Here is a 17138-nt window from a genome sequence, read left to right on the forward strand (position 1 = left end):
CGCAGCGGTCGGGGTGGTGGGCGGAAGTCGCGGGCACGAGCCACATCGATGGCCGGCATTTTCGCGAGCTGCATTCGGACCCGTGACTCCGCCGCGGCGGGCGCATCCGACCGGATCCGGCTCGCGAAGATCGCGACTCCTCGCGGCGGGCGCATCCGTCCGAAAACGGCTCGCGACGCGGGAGGCACCCGCGGCGTGGGCCCGCGGCCGCTACCAGGCGGGCGGTGCAGTGGTGGCGCGCACGACGAGCTCCGGACGGATCTGGTCGTGGTTCTGCCCGGCTCCCCCGCTGAGCTCCGAGAGCAGGAGCTCGACGGCGCGGCGCCCGATCTCGGCGAAGTTCTGGCGCACCGTCGTGAGCGGCGGCGAGAAGTGGGCGGCCTCCGGGATGTCGTCGAAGCCGACGACGCTGATGTCTCCGGGAACGTCGAGCCCCGACTCGCGGCAGGCGTGCATGAACCCGAGGGCCATCTGGTCGTTGCCGGCGAAGACGGCGGTGAAGTCGCGGAACCGCAGCAGCTCGAGCCCGGCGTAGTAGCCGAAGTGCGCGCTCCAGTCGCCGAGGATGGGCGCGCGCGTACGCAGTTCGGCGTCGTTGATCTCGTGGAGGAAGCCCTGCATCCTGGCGTCTGCCTCTATCCAGTCCTGCGGCCCCGAGATGTGGGTGATCTCGGTGTGCCCGAGATCGATGAGGTGCTTGGTTGCCAGCCGGGCGCCGGCGACCTGGTCGACCGAGAGGCTGTGGCCGCTGTCACGACCGGTCGACTCGAGGGTCACGTACGGCACGTTGATCGACAGGTCGGCGAGGGCGTCGAAGACGCGCACCTGCGGGGCGATCACGACGAGCGCCTCGACGGCCTGGCTCAGCAGGTAGTCGATCGCCGACTTGATCGAGGCGTAGTCGCCCGACGAGATGCTCGTGATGCTCAGCCGGTAGCCGGCCTCGCGGGCCGCCTGCTCGATCGCGTTGACGCTCGTGGTGGGGCCGTAGTGTGCGGTCTGCGACGACAGGACGCCGATGGTTCGCGAGCGGCTCGTCACCAGCGCGCGCGCCGCCTGGTTGGGCCGGTAGCCCACTTCGGCGATGACGTCGAGCACCCGCTGCCGGGTCGACGGCTTGATGCTGGGGCTGTCGTTGAGCACCCGGGAGACGGTCTGGTAGGAGACTCCGGCCAGCGCGGCGACGTCGCGGATGTTCGGCGCGCGAACCTTTTCCGGCTCCATGGTCAATCGTGGTACCCGACTTCATTGGCGATGTGTACGTTCACATTCAAGAATCACTCCCCATTATGCATGGAAGTGCGAGGCGCTCGGTGTGCGCCGCCTGAGGCAGGCCGGCGCTCCCCGACGCGAGAAGGCCGGCCGCCCCGAGGGAGCGACCGGCCTTCTATTCAGCGGGTGTTACTTGGTGAGTGCGAGCAGCTCGGGGTTGTTCGCGTACGCCTCGGCTGCGTTCTCCTTGGTGACGATGACCGGCTCCAGGTAGAGCGTGGGGACCTCGACGTTGCCGTTGTCGGTCTCGGTGGTCGTCGCGGGCTCGTCGCCCTTCTGCAGGTCCTGAGCCATCTCGATCGCGGTCGCAACGAGCTCACGCGTGTCCTTGTAGATGGTGGAGTACTGCTGGCCCGACATGATCAGCGGGATGGAGGCGGCTTCGGAGTCCTGGCCGGTGACGATCGGCAGGTCGGCCTGTCCGGCATCCGTCACCGAGGTGATGATCGCGCGGGCCAGGGTGTCGTTGGGCGAGAGGACGCCGTCGACGGTCGTGCCCTGGTAGGAGCCCTGCATGATGGTGTCCATGCGCTTCTGGGCGTTCTCCGGCTTCCAGCCGTCGGTCGCCGTCTGCTTGATGTCGGTCTGGCCGGAGACGACGACGAGCGTGCCGTCATCGATCTTCGGCTGGAGGATGTCCATGGCGCCCTCGAAGAAGACCGGAGCGTTGGCGTCGTCGGACGAGCCGGAGAACAGCTCGACGTTGTACGACGTCTTGTCCGGGAACTTGGCGGCGAGGCCGTCGAGCAGCGCCTGGCCCTGCAGCTGGCCGACCTTGAAGTTGTCGAAGGCTACGTAGTAGTCGACGGCGTCGGAGTTCAGGATGAGGCGGTCGTAGGCGATCACGACGGCGCCTGCATCACGGGCCTCGGCGACCTGGGTGCCGAGCTGTGCGCCGTCCTTCGCGCCGATGATGATGACCTTGGCACCGTTGGTGACCATGGTCGAGATCTGCTGCTGCTGGTCGGCGACAGCGTTGCTGGCTCCCGCGTACTGCACGTCGCCCTCGAAGCCGGCTTCTGCGAGGCCGTCTTCGAAGAGCCCGCCGGCGAGAACCCAGTTCTCACTGGTCTTGTCGGGCAGTGCGACGCCGATGAGCGAGTCTGCAGCGAAGCCGGAGGCGCTCTCGCCGCCGGTCTCTCCGCCACGGCCTCCGCCGTCGGATGCGCAGCCGGTGAGGCCGAGCGCGGCCACTGCCATGACGGCTGTGGTTGCAAGAAGGATTTTCTTCATTGGATATCTTTCTCTCTATCTGTGATTGGTGCGTTGGGTGAAGCGTGGTGGATCGGTCGGATAAGTCGTTATTTCCTGAGGTCGCCGGGCACGACGGTGTCGGGCGTGCCGCCGCCGGGGGTGACCTCGTTCGACGTCGAGTCGTTGGTGGGCGCGGCGCCGCTCTTGTTGCGGTTCGTCATGAGGCCGATGATCGACGGGCGGCCCTGCGTCTTGTTGTAGACGTCGACGCCGACGGCGATCAGGAGCACGAGGCCCTTGATGATCTGCACGAGGTCGCTCTGGATGCCCTTGAGCGCGAGTCCGTTGGAGAGCACGGCCATAACGAGTCCACCGATGATGGACCCGGCTACGGTACCGATACCGCCGGAGACCGCGGCGCCGCCGATGAACACGGCCGCGATCGCGTCGAGCTCCCAGCCGACACCGTCGAACGGGCCAGAGGCCTGCGACCGCGCCACGAAGATCATGCCGGCGAGCGCTGCCAGAACCGACATGTTCATCATCACGAAGAAGTTGACGCGCTTCGAGTTGACGCCCGACAGCTCGGCGGCGTGCTTGTTGCCGCCCACCGCGTAGATGTGGCGGCCGATGATCGTGTTGTTGGTGAGGAACGAATAGCCGATGACGAGCGCGGCGAGGATGATGCCCGACACCGGGAAGCTGGTGCCGACGCGGCCGGTGGCGAACAGGTACGCGGCCACGAGCACCACGCCGCCGAGGATGACGACTCGCAGAACGCTGAGCCACACCGGGTCGGCTGCCGCTCCCATGACCTTACGGGTGCGACGACCGCGCACCTCGAGGCCGATGAGCACGAGCACGACCAGGAAGCCGAGCAGCATGGTGAGGTTGTTGACGCCGAAGTTCGGGCCGACCTCGGGCAGGTAGCCCTTTCCGATGACCTGGAACCCGGCCTCGACCGGCACGGTCGCCGAGTCGCCGATGAGCTGGTTGCCGCCGCGCCAGATGAGCATGCCGGCCAGTGTCACGATGAAGGCTGGCACGCCTATATAGGCCACCCAGAATCCGTGCCACGTGCCGATGAGCGCTCCGACGACGAGACCGAGGATGATCGCCGCCCACCAGGGGAAGTTCCAGTCCTTCATGGCCAGCGCCACGATGATGCCGGTGAACGCGGCCACGGAACCGACCGAGAGGTCGATGTGGCCCGCGATGATCACCATCACCATGCCGATCGCGAGGATCAGGATGTAGGAGTACTGCTGCACGATGTTGATGATGTTTCCGGGCTGCAGCGTCTTGCCTCCCGTCCAGATCTGGAAGATGAGGATGATCACGACGAGGGCGCCGAGAATACCGAACTGCTTGAGCGAACCGCCGCCGCCGAAGAGGTTCTTGAGGTCGCGGATGTCGAATCCGCTCTTCTTCTCAGTAACTGGAGCGCTCATTACGCGACTACTTTCTGTGAGGACGAGGTCATGCTGCGCATGAGGGTTTCGGGATCGGCCTGGGCGACCGGGAGTTCGTTGGTTATCTGGCCTTCGAAGATCGTGTAGATGCGGTCGGAGACGCCGAGGAGTTCGGGCAGTTCGGAGGAGATCATGATGATGCCCTTGCCCTGTGCGGCGAGGTCGCGGATGATTCCGTAGATCTCCGCCTTGGCGCCGACGTCGATGCCGCGGGTGGGCTCGTCGAGGATCAGCAGGTCGGGGTCGGTGAACATCCACTTCGCCAGCACGACCTTCTGCTGGTTTCCGCCGGACAGCTTGTTGACGCCCTCTTCAACCGTCGGGGTCTTGATCCGCAGGCTCTTGCGGTACTCCTCGGAGATCTGGGCCTCCTGGATCTCGTTCACCACGTCGCCGCGCGAGATCTTGCGCAGCTTCGCCGAGACGATCGACCGCTTGATGGTGTCGAGCAGGTTGAGACCGAGCGCCTTGCGGTCTTCGCTCACGTAGGCGATTCCGTGGCCGATGGCCTCGGAGACGGTGCGGAGCTTGATCTCCTTGCCGTCTTTGAACACCCGGCCGCCGAGGAACTTGCCGTACGAGCGGCCGAAGATGCTCATCGCCAGCTCCGTGCGACCGGCGCCCATGAGCCCGGCGAAACCGACGACCTCGCCGCGGCGCACGGTGAAGCTGGAGTTCTTGACCACGAGCCGCTCGGCGGTGAGCGGGTGCTGCACCGTCCAGTCGCGCACCTCGAAGAACACCTCGCCGATCTCGGCGGTGTGCTCGGGGAACCTGTTGCCGAGTGTGCGGCCGACCATGCCGCGGATGATGCGGTCTTCGTCGACTCCGTCGGCCTTGACGTTCAGCGTCTCGATCGACTTGCCGTCGCGGATGATCGTGATCTCGTCGGCGATCTGCTCGATCTCGTTGAGCTTGTGCGAGATCATGATCGACGAGATGCCCTTGCTCTTCAGACCGAGGATCAGGTCGAGCAGGTGCTGCGAGTCGTTCTCGTTGAGCGCCGCGGTGGGCTCGTCGAGGATGAGGAGCTTCACGTTCTTGTTCAGGGCCTTGGCGATCTCGACGAGCTGCTGCTTGCCGACGCCGATGTTCTTGATCTGCGTGTCGGGGTCGTCGTCGAGTCCGACGCGGGCGAGCAGCTGCGTCGCCTCCTTCTGCGCCTCGACCCAGTCGATGACGCCGCCGCGGCCGGGCTCGTTGCCGAGGAAGATGTTCTCGGTGATCGACAGCTCGGGGATGAGCGCGAGCTCCTGGTGGATGATGACGATGCCGGCGGCCTCGCTCGACTTGATGTCCTTGAAGCGCACGACCTTGCCCTCGTAGACGATGTCGCCCTCGTAGGTGCCGTAGGGGTAGACGCCGGAGAGAACCTTCATCAGCGTCGACTTGCCCGCGCCGTTCTCGCCGCAGATGGCGTGGATCTCATTCGCCTTGACCGTCAGCGAGACCCTGTCGAGGGCCTTGACGCCCGGGAATTCCTTGGTGATGGACTGCATCTCCAGGATTGTCGGCTCAGTGTTCAGGCCCTGTTCCACGGCGCGACCTCCTCGTCATGGACACCCGCGTGTTTGGTGCCCTTGTAGAAACTAAGCCCTGCAAGCGTTGTCGTCAACCTGTGAACGCATCAGCTTGACAACGATACGGAAACGGATGGCTCGGAGCCGTCGGTCTTATCCGATGGGCGTGTGCAGTCCCGCGTGCCGCAGCACCAGCGCGACGGCGCCGAGCGCCTCGGCCTCCTCGCCGAGCGACGACATCACGAGCTCGGTGTTCTCGCTGAGCATCGGCACCGCGTAGACCGCGAGTCCGCGACGGATCGGGTCGAGCAGGAGCTCGCCGAGCCCGGCCAGGGGGCCGCCGATGACCACCGTCTCGGGGTTCACGAGGTTGACGATGGAGGCGACCGACCGCCCGACGGCGAGGCCGGCGTCGTCGATGATGCGCAGCGTCGCGTGGTCGCCGGCGAGAGCGGCCCGCACGATGTCGCTCGTCGCGATCGTGGTCGGGCTCGTGCGGCCGAGGAGTTCGAGCATCACCGTCGTCGAGGCGACGGTCTCGAGGCACCCGCGGTTGCCGCAGCGGCAGAGGAGGCCGTGGTCGTGCACGGGGGTGTGCCCGATCTCTCCGGTGACCCCCATGTTGCCCCCGAAGGGCAGGCCGCCCAGGATGAGCCCGGCGCCGATGCCGCTGCCGATCTTCACGAAGACGAGGTTCTCGGTGCCGTTGTGCGGGCCCCAGGTCACCTCGGCCAGGGCGCCGAGGTTGGCGTCGTTGTCGATGTAGACCGGGAAGTTGAGACGCGCCTCGATCGCCGAGTGCGTGATGCCGACCCACTCGGGAAGGATCGCGCCCTCGATCACGGTCTGGGTGCGCCGGTCGATGGGGCCCGGGATGCCGACTCCGATACCGAGCACGAGGGTGGGGCTCACACGGTTCGACTCCAGCACCTCGTCGAGCAGCACGGCGGCGGCCTCGAGTGCGACGCGCGCGCTGTGCCCGAGCGGCAGCGACACCGACTCGGAGGCGATCACCTGGTAGTCGAGCCCCGAGAGCACGATGCGCACGTGCCTGCGCCCGAAGTCGATGCCGACGGCCACGGCGCCGTTCTCCCCGGAGAGGCTGACCGAGAGGGCGCGGCGGCCGGAGCTCGTGGTGGGCGCGGTGCTGACGATCCCCCGCTCGGCGAGGGCCTTGACGATGTTCGAGACCGTGGCGTTCGAGAGCCCGGTGTTTCGCGAGATCTCGGCCTGGGTGGACGGGCCGCCGGAGACGAGGCTGGAGATGATGCGCTGCTGGTTGGACTGGCGCAGCGCCGTCTGCGATCCCGGGTTGCGGGATCTATGCCTCGTTGTCATATATGTAGCGTGCAACAACAAAGCCTTGCCGTCAAGAAATTAACGCAACAACTGCGTCACATTACGCGCGCGTAGGCCCGCACCGGGAAGGTGCCGAAACCGACGACGCGCGGTGGCACCGCGGTGAACAGCGCGCCGCTGGGCGGCAGCGCGTCGAGGCCGGTGAGGTGCTCGACCACGTGGATGCCCGCGTCGAGCAGCAGGGAGTGGGCGGGCCGCGTGCCGCCCGACTCGGTGTCGTCGATGTTGAGCGAGTCGATGCCGACGAGCGTCACGCCCTGCTCGACGAGGTACGCGGCGCCGTCTTCGGTGAGGAACGGCGCCCCGTGCGCGTAGGCGGGGGCGCCGAAGTGGCGGTCCCACCCGGTATGCAGCAGCACCGCACGTCCGGCGACGTCGCGATCGAGGAACACAGACGCGCGGATGCCTCGGGCCGAGGCATCCGTCAGATGGAAGACCTCCGCCCGCTGGTCGACCAGCGTCTCCAGCGTCAGGCCGGCCAGGTCGGTGCCGCCCTCGTAGCGATGGAACGGGCTGTCGAGGTAGGTGCCGGTGTTGCCGAGCATCGTGATCGTGTCGAGGGCGAACTCGGTGCCCGGCGCGTAGCGCGACCTCGAGTCGGCGCGGCTGAGGTGCGGTGTGATTGTCGGCTCGGGCAGCCCGGGGTAGGTGACGAGGCCGTCGCGGATCGTGTGGCCGAGGTCGACGAGTCGACCGCGCTGGTCGGCTGCTGGTGCGGCAGGCTCGATGCCGCGCGAGCCCCGATGCCGTTCTTCGACGATCGCCAGATTGGAGACGTCGATCGAGTCGACGAGCGCGAGGCCCAGGTGACGCACGAGCAGCCGGCCGACGACGCTCTCGTCGGCGCTCTCGGGTGGGAGGTCGCCGGGAAGGTCGAGGCGGAATCCCTCGGCGACGAGCGACCCGCCGTTGACGAACTCGATACGGGCGTCACAGTGCGCGCGGTACTGGGGCATTCCTTCTCCTCTGGATCACGGTGACCACGACGGCGGCCAGGGCCAGCGCAGCGGGGATGAACAGCGTGGCGCCGGCGAGCACGACCAGACCGGCGACGAGCACGACGCTCACCACGGCCAGCCACCAGCCGATGCTCCAGCGCCGCAGGATGCGCACCGCGGCGACCATCCCGAGCGCGTAGACCACGACCATGCAGGTGGTGTGGATGAGGATGAACGGCGTGAGGTCGAGTCCCGAGACGACGAGCGCGGTGAGGTACGTGGCCGCGAGGGCGCCGACGACGAGCAGGCTGCGGCGCGGCACGCCGCCGGCCTCCGCGCCGCGCGCGAGCCAGTGCGGCAGGTCGCCGTCGCGGCCGAGCGAGGCGCCCAGCTTCGCGAACGCGCCGAGGTAGGCGTTGAGCACGCCGAGCGCGACGACGGCGGCGACGGCAGCGACCACGGCGGGGCCGACGCCCGGTGCGGCGGTCGCGACCAGGGTCAGCAGGGGCACTGCGGTGTCGCCCGCGGCCTCGCCCAGCACGCCGACGGTGACGAGCTGCAGCGCCAGGTACGCGGCGCCGACGGCGACGATCGCGATGGCCGTCGCGATCGGGATCGTGCGCCGCGGGTTAGCGAACTCGCCCGCGATGTGGGTGACCGCCTCCCAGCCGGCGAAGGCCCAGACGAACAGACTGATCGCGGCACCGACTCCGGCCCAGCCGTGGGGCATGAACGGTGTGAAGTTCGTCGCCTGGGCCGCGGGCGAGGCGAGCGCCACCACGAAGACGACGATGGCGACCAGGGCGCCGGTGAGCACCAGCTGCACCCGGCCCGAGACGCGCAGCCCCCACGCGTTCGACAGGAAGGGCGGAACGAACAACGCGACGGCCACGATCACGACGGCCCACGGCTCCCCGCCGAAGATCGCGACGACGTAGGAGGCGCCGAGCACGGCGACGACCGGGGTGCCGGCGCTCACCCCGAAGTAGAACAGGTAGCCGGCCACGCGCGCCGCGGTCGGGCCGAGCGCCATCCGCACGTAGGTGGCCACTCCCCCGGAGTCCGGATGCCGCGCCGCGAGCGCCGCGAAGGTTCCCGCGAGCGGGATCGAGAGCAGCAGGACCGCGACCACCGAGAGGATGGACGCGGGCCCCGCGACCGTCGCGGCGAGGGCGGGCAGCGCGAGGATGCCGGTGCCGAGCACCGCCGCGATGTAGAGCGCCGAGGCCTGCACGAGGCCGATGGAACCGCCTTGACCGGTTACGGCTGGCGGGGCGGCTGTCGTCGTCATAGTGCCACTCTGTCAGTGGCAGTAATGCGCTGTCCCGCGACTTTCGGACATCGTGTGGCGACAACCTGCCACGGGCGACTACCGGGAGGCGGCGGTGACCCTGTCGAGGGCGGTGAGCAGGTCGGCGGTCAGGTCTGCGACGTCTTCGATGCCGACCGAGAGGCGCACGATGTTGGGCGCCACCTCCAGCTCGGTGCCGCGCACCGACGCGTGCGTCATCTCCGACGGATAGCCGATGAGCGACTCGACGCCGCCGAGCGACTCGGCCAGCTGGAACAGCTCGGTCGACTCCGCGAGCTTTCGGGCCGCCACCTCGCCGCCGGCGAGACCCAGGGAGATCATGCCGCCGAAGGCCTTCATCTGCCGTGACGCGAGGTCGTGGCCGGGGTGCGTCGGCAGCCCCGGGTAGTACACGGTCTCGATGGCCGGGTGACCCGTGAGCGACTCCGCGATGGACTGGGCATTCGACGAGTGACGGTCGAGGCGCACCGCGAGGGTCTTGATCCCTCGGATGGTGAGCCAGGCATCCAGAGGCCCCGAGACGGCGCCGACACCGAACTGCAGGAAGCCGACCTTGGCCGCGAGCTCCTCGTCGTTCACGACGACGGCGCCGCCGACCACGTCGGAGTGGCCGCCGAGGTACTTGGTGGTCGAGTGGATGACGGCGTCGGCGCCGAGGGCGATCGGCTGCTGCAGGTAGGGCGAGGCGAAAGTGTTGTCGACCACCACGAGCACCCCGAACTCGTGGCCGAGCTCGGCGAGGGCGGCGATGTCGTTGATCTTCATCAGCGGATTCGTGGGCGTCTCGATCCAGAGCACCTTGGTGGATCCCGGACGGATCGCGGCACGCACCCGGTCGAGGTCGGTGAGCTCGACAACGTCGAGGTCGATCCCCCACGGCACGAACACCCGGTTCACCAGCCGGTGGGTTCCGCCGTAGACGTCGTTGCCCATCACGATGTGGTCGCCGGGGGTGAGCACCGCGCGCAGCAGCGCGTCCTCCGCGGCGAGCCCGGAGGCGAAACTGAACGCCTTGACCCCGCCCTCGAGTGAGGCGAGCTGCTCCTGCAGCGAGTCCCGCGTGGGGTTGCCGCCCCGCGCGTACTCGTAGCCGCCGCGGAACCCGCCGATGCCGTCCTGAACGAACGTCGAGGTCAGGTACACGGGGGGCACGACGGCGCCCGTCGTCGGATCGAAGTGCTGGCCCGCCGTGATGGCGCGCGTGCTGAAGCCGTACTGCTCTTCTGACAAGGGGATCTCTTCTGTTCTGGGAGGGTTACGCGGTGAGGAAGGTGAGCAGGTCCTGGCGGGTCAGCACGCCGACGGGCTTGCCGTCGCTCACCACCATGAGGGCGTCGGCCCCGGCGAGCGCCGCCCGGGCGGCCGACACCGACTCGTGCTTGCCGATCAGCCCGAGCGGTTCTCCGACGAACTTCGCGATGGAGTCGGTCATCTTCGCGGTGCCGGTGAAGATGTCCTCGAGCAGGGCACGCTCGTCGATGGCTCCCGCGACCTCGCCCATCACGACGGGCGGCTCGGCGGTGAGCACGGGCAGCTGCGAAATGTCGTACTCGGCCATGATCTTCACGGCGTCGCGCACGGTGTCGACGGGGTGCACGTGCACCAGGTCGGGGATGTCGCCGGTCTTGCGGCTGAGCACGTCGGCCACGGTCTTCTCCTCGGAGACCTGGGTGAAGCCGTACGACTGCATCCACTTCTCGTTGAAGATCTTGCCGAGATAGCCGCGGCCGCCGTCGGGTAGCAGGATGACGACGACGGCGTCGGCCGGCAGGTCCTTGGCTGCTTTGAGAGCGGATGCCACGGCGAGACCGCTCGACCCACCGACGAGCAGCCCCTCCTCGCGCGCCAGCCGTCGGGTGAGCTCGAACGACTCGGCGTCCGACGACGCGATGATCTCGTCGACGACGGTGGGGTCGTAGGCGGTGGGCCAGAAGTCCTCGCCGACTCCTTCCACGAGGTAGGGACGGCCGGTACCGCCTGAGTAGACCGAACCCTCGGGGTCGGCGCCGATGATCTGCACCGCGCCGTTCGAGACCTCTTTGAGGTACTTTCCTACCCCGCTGATGGTGCCGCCGGTGCCGACGCCCGCCACGAAGTGCGTCACCTCGCCCTCGGTGTCGCGCCAGATCTCGGGGCCGGTGGTCTCGTAGTGACTGAGCGGGCCGTTGGGGTTGGAGTATTGGTTCGGCTTGAACGCGCCGGGGATCTCGCGCACCAGACGGTCGGACACGCTGTAGTACGACTCGGGGCTCTCGGGCGCGACCGCGGTCGGGGTCACGACGATCTCCGCGCCGTAGGCGAGCAGCACGTTGCGCTTGTCCTCGCCGACCTTGTCGGGCAGGACGAAGACGCAGCGGTAGCCGCGCTGCTGCGCGACGAGCGCCAGGCCGATCCCGGTGTTGCCGCTCGTCGGTTCGACGATGGTTCCGCCCGGCTTGAGGAGACCGTCGCGCTCGGCGGCGTCGATGATGCGGGTCGCGATGCGGTCCTTGGATGAACCGCCCGGGTTCAGGTACTCGATCTTGGCCAGCACGGTCGCGGCGATGCCGGTCGTGACGCTGTTGAGCCGCACGAGCGGGGTGTTTCCGACGAGGTCGAGCACTGAGTTGGCGTACTTCATGGTTCCGCCAATCTACCAGCGGGGCCCGAGGCAGGCCTTTATCGGGATTCCCAGCTTGCGCAAGGCATAATCATTGAAGCAACAAGCTTTCGAGTTGCCCTTTTCCACTGCCGCTAACGAACGACAGGTGTCCTCCATGGCCAGCAACAATCCCGCCACTCCGTCGGTCAAAGAGCAGCGCGAAGCCAAGCGCGCCGCCAAGGTCGCCGTGCTCAAGAAGCAGCAGGCCAAGGAGAAGCGCAACCGCATCATCGGCTTCAGCGTCGGCGGCCTGCTCGTGGCGGGCGCCATCGCCCTCGTCATCACGTTCGTCGTCTCGAGCGCCGTGCCCAAGGTCAACCCCGACGACATCGCGATCGAGGGCCTCGACACGTTCGACGGCCTCACCGCCGTGCACATCGACCCCAACCCGGTCGACTACGAGGCCGAGTACGGCATGAACCCGCCCGCCGGCGGAGACCATTTCGGCGCGTGGCTGAACTGCGGCGTGTACACCGAGCCGCAGCAGAACGAGAACGCCGTGCACGCCCTCGAGCACGGCGCCGTGTGGGTGACCTACGACCCCGACGTGCTGGGAGAGGCCGAGATCGAGACGCTGCGCGAGTCGATCCCGAAGACCTACATGGTGCTCTCGCCGTACCCCGGCCTGCCCGCCCCCGTCGTCGCCTCGGCGTGGGCCAACCAGGTGCAGCTCGACGGTGTCGACGACCCGCGCCTCGCCGACTTCATCGAGAAGTTCCGCCAGTCGCCCGACGCCCCGGAGCCCGGCGCAGCGTGCACCGGAGCGGTCAATGGACCAGGCCGAATCTCCTGACTCGGGGCGGCGCGTCCGGCTGATCGTCGCCGCCGTCGTCGCAGTCGCGTTGCTCGTCGCCGCCGCCTTCGCCGCGGGCAGTCTCTCCGCCCCCGTCGCGACCGCGCCGTCGACGACGAGCGCCGAGGCCGGCTTCGCGCGCGACATGCAGACCCACCACGCGCAGGCCGTCGAGATGTCGTTGATCGTGCGGGATCTGACGGATGACCCGGACGTGCGACTTCTCGCCTACGACATCGCGACCTCGCAGTCGCAGCAGGCCGGACAGATGAACGGCTGGCTCACCGTGTGGAACCTGCCGCAGACCTCGCCGGAGCCCGCCATGACGTGGATGTCCCGGCCGGCTCTCACCGGCGTCAGCCACGAGGGCATGAGCGAGATGGGAACCGGCGAGAGCGACCACGAGCCCGGCGGGGACATGCCCGGCATGGCGACTGCCGAGCAGCTCGCCGAGCTCGAGGCGGCCACCGGCGACGAGGCGGAGCGTATCTTCCTGCAGCTCATGATCGCGCACCACGAGGGCGGCGTGGAGATGGCCGACGCCGTGCTCGTGCGCAGCAACGAGCGCGTCGTGCGCTCGCTCGCGGCGAGCATCGTCAAGGCGCAGTCGAGCGAGATCGGCTACATGCAGGACCTGCTCGACGCGCTGCCCGCCGCGTAGCCCGACCACGCGTTCGACGCGACGGCGTCAGGCGTTCTGGTCGAAGTACAGCTCCCAGTACGTGCCGCGCGCGGCCAGCAGCTCGGCGTGGGTGCCGCTCTCGGCGATCTGGCCAGCCACCACCACGTAGATGACGTCGGCGTCGACGATGGTCGAGAGGCGGTGGGCGATCGCGATGGTGGTGCGTCCGCGCGAGGCGGTATCCAGCGCGTCCTGCACGACCCGCTCCGAGATGGAGTCGAGCGCACTCGTGGCCTCGTCGAGGATGAGCACCGCCGGGTCTTTCAGCAACACCCGCGCGATCGCGATGCGCTGCTTCTCGCCGCCGCTCAGCCGGTACCCGCGTTCGCCGACGAGCGTGCTGTAGCCGTCGGGGAACGACTCGATGGTGGCGTGGATGTTCGCGGCCTTCGCCGCTCTCACGAGCTCGTCGTCGGTGGCGTCGGGTTTGGCGTAGCGCAGGTTGTCGCCGATCGAGGCGTGGAAGAGGTAGGTCTCCTGGCTGACGATGCCGATGTTCTTCACGAGCGACAGCTCGGAGAGCGCGCGCACGTCGTCGCCGGCGAACCGCACGCTGCCGCTCGACGCGTCGTGCAGGCGCGGGATAAGGTACGACACCGTGGTCTTGCCGGCACCCGACGGGCCGACGAACGCGGCGAACTGCCCGGGCTCGATGCGGAACGAGACGCCGTCGAGGGTGGCCCTGGTGTCGCTGGCCGCGTCCGGGTAGCGGAACACGACGTCGTCGAATTCGACGAGCCCGAGTTTCGCCGGGTCGACCTCCTTCGCATCCGGGGCGTCCTTAATGGCCGGCTTCAGATCGAGGTACTCGAAGATGCGGGAGAACAGTGCGGAGGAGGTCTGCAGGTCGAGGGCGACGCGCATCAGGCCGAGCAGCGGGAAGGTGAGCCGGGCCTGCACCGTGGTGAAGGCGACGATCGTTCCGGCCGTGACGGGCACGTCGCGCAGGATCAGCCAGGCCGCCACGAGGTACACCACCGCGGGGATCACCGAGAGGAAGATGCCGACCATGGCGAAGAACCACTGGCCGCTCATCGCCTGCCGCACCTGCAGGCCGATCTGGTTGTCGTTCTCGAGCGCGTAGCGGTCGGTCTCCGACTTCTGCTGGTTGAAGCTCTTCGCGAGCAGGATGCCCGAGACGCTCAGCGTCTCCTGCGTGATCGCGGTCATGTCGCTCAGCGACTCCTGCGTCTTGGTCGCGATCCGGGCACGAACCTGGCCGACCTTGCGCTGGGCGAGCACGAGCACCGGCAGCAGGATGACCGCGACGATGGTGAGCTGCCAGCTCAGAATGAGCATGCTGACGAAAGCGGCGATCACCGTGACGGTGTTGCCGATGACGCTCGAGATCGTGTTGCTGAGCACGCCGGCCACACCGCCCACGTCGTTCTGCAGCCTCGACTGGATGATGCCCGTCTTGGTGCGGGTGAAGAACGCGAGCTCCATCGCCTGCAGGTGCTCGAACAGCCGCACGCGCAGCGAGCCCATCACCTTGTTGCCGACGGTGGCGGTGAGCCAGGTCTGCCAGACGCCGAGGGCGGATGACGCGATCCAGATCAGCACCATGATGCCGACGAGCTCGAGCAGCACGGGCATGTTCGGCCCTCCCGTCGGGAAGAGGCCGAGGTCGAACGCCTGCTTCGTCAGCAGAGGCGGCGCGACGCTGAGCGCCGCGCTCACGAGTACCAGCACGATGGTGACGGTGAGCTGCGACCTGTACGGGGCGAACAGGTCGCCGATGCGCTTCAGGAGGTCGGGGATGCGCGGAGCCTCCGCGTTCTGGGCCTTCTGCGCCGCCGCGTCTCCGCTGCTGACTCGTCCGGGATGACCCCCACCGCGCATTCCACTCACGGGTCGAGCCTACGCTTCGTTCTCGAACGGCGATCGAGCCTGTCGAGATCCCACCGACGCTGACGGACGGGAGATGTCGACAGGCTCGATCTACGGCCTCGATCAGCCCTTCGTCGACCCGGCGAGCAGGCCGCGCACGAAGTACCGCTGGAGTCCGAAGAACACGATCAGCGGCACTATGAGCGACACGAACGCGGCGGCGGTGAGGCGCTGCCAGTCCTGACCGCGCGTGCCCGTCAGCTCGGCCAGCCTCTGTGTGAGCGGTGCGGCATCCTGCGTTCCGCCGGAGAAGATCAGGGCCACCAGCAGGTCGTTCCACACCCAGAGGAACTGGAAGATGGCGAACGATGCGATAGCCGGCAGCGCGAGCGGGAGCACGATCCGGATGAACACCTGCATGTGGCTCGCACCGTCGACACGGGCCGCCTCGATGACCTCGCCCGGGATCTCGGTGATGAAGTTGTGCAGCAGGAAGATCGCCAGCGGCAGCGCGAAGATCGTGTGCGCTATCCAGATCGGCAGGTAATTCTGCTCGGGTATCGACGGGATGATGTCGTGCAGGAACTCCTGACCGGGGCGCAGGATCGTGCCGAAGACCTGCAGCAGCGGGATGAGCGCCATCTGCAGCGGGACGATCTGCAACGCGAAGACGACGATGAAGATCCAGCCGCTGCCTCGGAACTTGATCCACGCGAAGGCGTAGGCCGCCATCGACGCGATCACGAGCGGGAAGATCGTCGCGGGTATCGCGATGGCCAGGGAGTTCATGAAGTAGGCGCCGAGCTGCGGCGACGACTGCGACGACGAGAGGAGCACGTCCTGGTAGTTGTCGAGCGTCAGCGCCGGGTTGGAGAAGAAGGTCCACCAGCCGGTCTCGCGGATCGCCTCGGCCGGACGGAACGAGGAGACGAGCAGGCCGAAGGTCGGCGTCGTCCACAGCACCGCGATAATCAACGCGGCGAAGGTGGCCCGGCGCGAGGTGAGACGGCGCTTGACCCTGCCGGCCTTCGACAGGCCCTGGTCGGCCAATTCGATCGAGCCCTTGAGCTTGCCGTCTTTCGGGATGGGCAGGTCGACTGGAGATACGCTCATCGGATTTCCTTCTGGCTACGGAGAACGCGGACGTTGTAGATGACGATGGGGAGCACGAGGATGAACAGGATCACCGCGAGCGCGGCCCCCCTGCCCGGTTCGTTCGCTCGAAACGCCTGCGTGTACATCTCGTTGGCGACGACGCTGGTGTCGAAGTTTCCGGCAGTCATCGTGCGGACTATGTCGAACACCTTGAGTGTGGCGATCGAGATCGTGGTCACAACCACTACGAGGGAGCCGCGGATGCCCGGGATGGTCACGTTGCGGAACCGCTGCCAGGCATTGGTGCCGTCGAGCTGGGCGGCCTCGATCTGCTCGGTCGGCACGCCCTTGATGGCTGCGGAGAGCACGACCATGGCGAATCCGGTCTGGATCCACACCATGACGGCGATCAGCAGGAAGGTGTTGAGCGGGCCGGTCTGCAGCCACTGCACGGGATCGCCGCCGAAGGCGACGACCACGGCGTTCAGCAGACCGATCTGGTCACGGCCCTGCGACTTGTAGTCGTAGACGAACTTCCAGATGATGCCGGCGCCGACGAAGGAGATCGCCATCGGCATGAAGACAAGGGCCTTGAAGAACTTCTCACCCCGCGACTTGTCGATGAACACCGCGTAGGCGAGGCCGATCGCGGTGGAGACGGTGGGCACGAGCACGACCCAGATGACGGTGTTGACGAGGGTGCGCACCGCGTCGGGCTGGGTGAACGCCCAGATGAAGTTCTCGAACCCGACCGGGTCTCCGGTGCGGTTGAAGAACGCCAGCGAGGTGGTGCGAATCGCCGGGTAGATGAGACCGCCGACGAGCAGGATGAGTGCCGGTCCGATGAAGGCGGCGAGTTGGAAGTAGTCGCGAGAGCGCTTGGGCGCCTTGTCGACGATGAACAGGATCAGCCCGATGACGGCGGCGAAAATCGCGAGTCCGCCGGCGACCTGGACGATTTTACCGATGAGATCCGCAGTGGTCATGGGATTCCTCTAAGTTTTCTTTCGGCTCTGAAATGGTGGGAAGT

14 protein-coding genes are annotated in these 17138 nt (G+C 67.5%); 2 read left to right on the top strand and 12 right to left on the bottom strand.

The genetic code is table 11. The annotated features are described in order from the left end of the window. Positions 1-210: 210 nt before the first annotated feature. The 9 genes from ABIE21_RS12615 to ABIE21_RS12655 form a co-directional block, all read right to left on the bottom strand. Positions 211-1224, bottom strand: a complete 1014-nt coding sequence (locus ABIE21_RS12615) for a LacI family DNA-binding transcriptional regulator (RefSeq protein WP_354025189.1) — start codon at positions 1222-1224, stop codon at positions 211-213. Between the two features lie 177 nt (positions 1225-1401). Continuing rightward, entirely contained in the window at positions 1402-2505 is a 1104-nt protein-coding gene (locus ABIE21_RS12620; protein ID WP_354025190.1) for a sugar-binding protein, read from the bottom strand. A 68-nt stretch (positions 2506-2573) separates the two neighbouring features. After that, positions 2574-3878, bottom strand: coding sequence for a multiple monosaccharide ABC transporter permease (gene mmsB, locus ABIE21_RS12625; protein WP_354025534.1), 1305 nt, complete (start codon positions 3876-3878; stop codon positions 2574-2576). A gap of 38 nt (positions 3879-3916) precedes the next feature. After that, a complete protein-coding gene (gene mmsA / locus ABIE21_RS12630; protein ID WP_354025191.1) occupies positions 3917-5437 on the bottom strand; it encodes a multiple monosaccharide ABC transporter ATP-binding protein in 1521 nt (506 codons plus the stop codon). Positions 5438-5611: 174 nt separating this feature from the next. After that, positions 5612-6811: an ROK family transcriptional regulator gene (locus tag ABIE21_RS12635; RefSeq protein WP_354025192.1), complete on the bottom strand. Its 1200-nt coding sequence runs from the start codon at positions 6809-6811 to the stop codon at positions 5612-5614. Positions 6812-6852: 41 nt separating this feature from the next. After that, a complete protein-coding gene (locus ABIE21_RS12640; RefSeq protein ID WP_354025193.1) occupies positions 6853-7773 on the bottom strand; it encodes a cyclase family protein in 921 nt (306 codons plus the stop codon). Beyond that, positions 7748-9046 (bottom strand): APC family permease, encoded by a 1299-nt coding sequence (locus ABIE21_RS12645; RefSeq protein ID WP_354025194.1) that lies wholly within the window; start codon positions 9044-9046, stop codon positions 7748-7750. Before ABIE21_RS12645 ends, ABIE21_RS12640 begins: the two co-directional genes overlap by 26 nt. A gap of 78 nt (positions 9047-9124) precedes the next feature. Next, positions 9125-10303: a cystathionine gamma-synthase gene (locus ABIE21_RS12650; RefSeq protein WP_354025535.1), complete on the bottom strand. Its 1179-nt coding sequence runs from the start codon at positions 10301-10303 to the stop codon at positions 9125-9127. Between the two features lie 19 nt (positions 10304-10322). Further along, complete coding sequence (locus ABIE21_RS12655; RefSeq protein ID WP_354025195.1) at positions 10323-11687, bottom strand: cystathionine beta-synthase; 1365 nt, start codon at positions 11685-11687, stop codon at positions 10323-10325. A gap of 136 nt (positions 11688-11823) precedes the next feature. On the opposite strand from ABIE21_RS12655, the gene ABIE21_RS12660 reads away from it, so the two are divergent. Together ABIE21_RS12660 and ABIE21_RS12665 are read left to right on the top strand one after the other, a co-directional pair. Then, positions 11824-12501 (top strand): DUF3105 domain-containing protein, encoded by a 678-nt coding sequence (locus ABIE21_RS12660; RefSeq protein WP_354025196.1) that lies wholly within the window; start codon positions 11824-11826, stop codon positions 12499-12501. Then, the gene (locus ABIE21_RS12665; protein ID WP_354025197.1) at positions 12479-13162 is read left to right on the top strand and encodes a DUF305 domain-containing protein; all 684 of its coding nucleotides are present in this window, start codon (positions 12479-12481) and stop codon (positions 13160-13162) included. The genes ABIE21_RS12660 and ABIE21_RS12665 overlap by 23 nt, the downstream gene beginning before the upstream one ends. Positions 13163-13189: 27 nt before the next feature. On the opposite strand, the gene ABIE21_RS12670 is transcribed toward ABIE21_RS12665, so the two are convergent. From ABIE21_RS12670 to ABIE21_RS12680, 3 genes are all read right to left on the bottom strand, one after another. Further along, positions 13190-15025 (bottom strand): ABC transporter ATP-binding protein, encoded by a 1836-nt coding sequence (locus ABIE21_RS12670; RefSeq protein ID WP_354025536.1) that lies wholly within the window; start codon positions 15023-15025, stop codon positions 13190-13192. A gap of 111 nt (positions 15026-15136) precedes the next feature. Beyond that, positions 15137-16126 carry a carbohydrate ABC transporter permease gene (locus ABIE21_RS12675; RefSeq protein WP_354025198.1) on the bottom strand — a complete coding sequence of 330 codons (990 nt, stop codon included), beginning with the start codon at positions 16124-16126 and terminating at the stop codon, positions 15137-15139. After that, a complete protein-coding gene (locus ABIE21_RS12680) occupies positions 16123-17094 on the bottom strand; it encodes a carbohydrate ABC transporter permease (RefSeq protein ID WP_354025199.1) in 972 nt (323 codons plus the stop codon). Before ABIE21_RS12680 ends, ABIE21_RS12675 begins: the two co-directional genes overlap by 4 nt. Positions 17095-17138 lie beyond the last annotated feature (44 nt).

Origin of the sequence: Conyzicola nivalis (assembly GCF_040548875.1) — a bacterium.
GTDB classification, from domain to species: domain Bacteria; phylum Actinomycetota; class Actinomycetes; order Actinomycetales; family Microbacteriaceae; genus Conyzicola; species Conyzicola nivalis_A.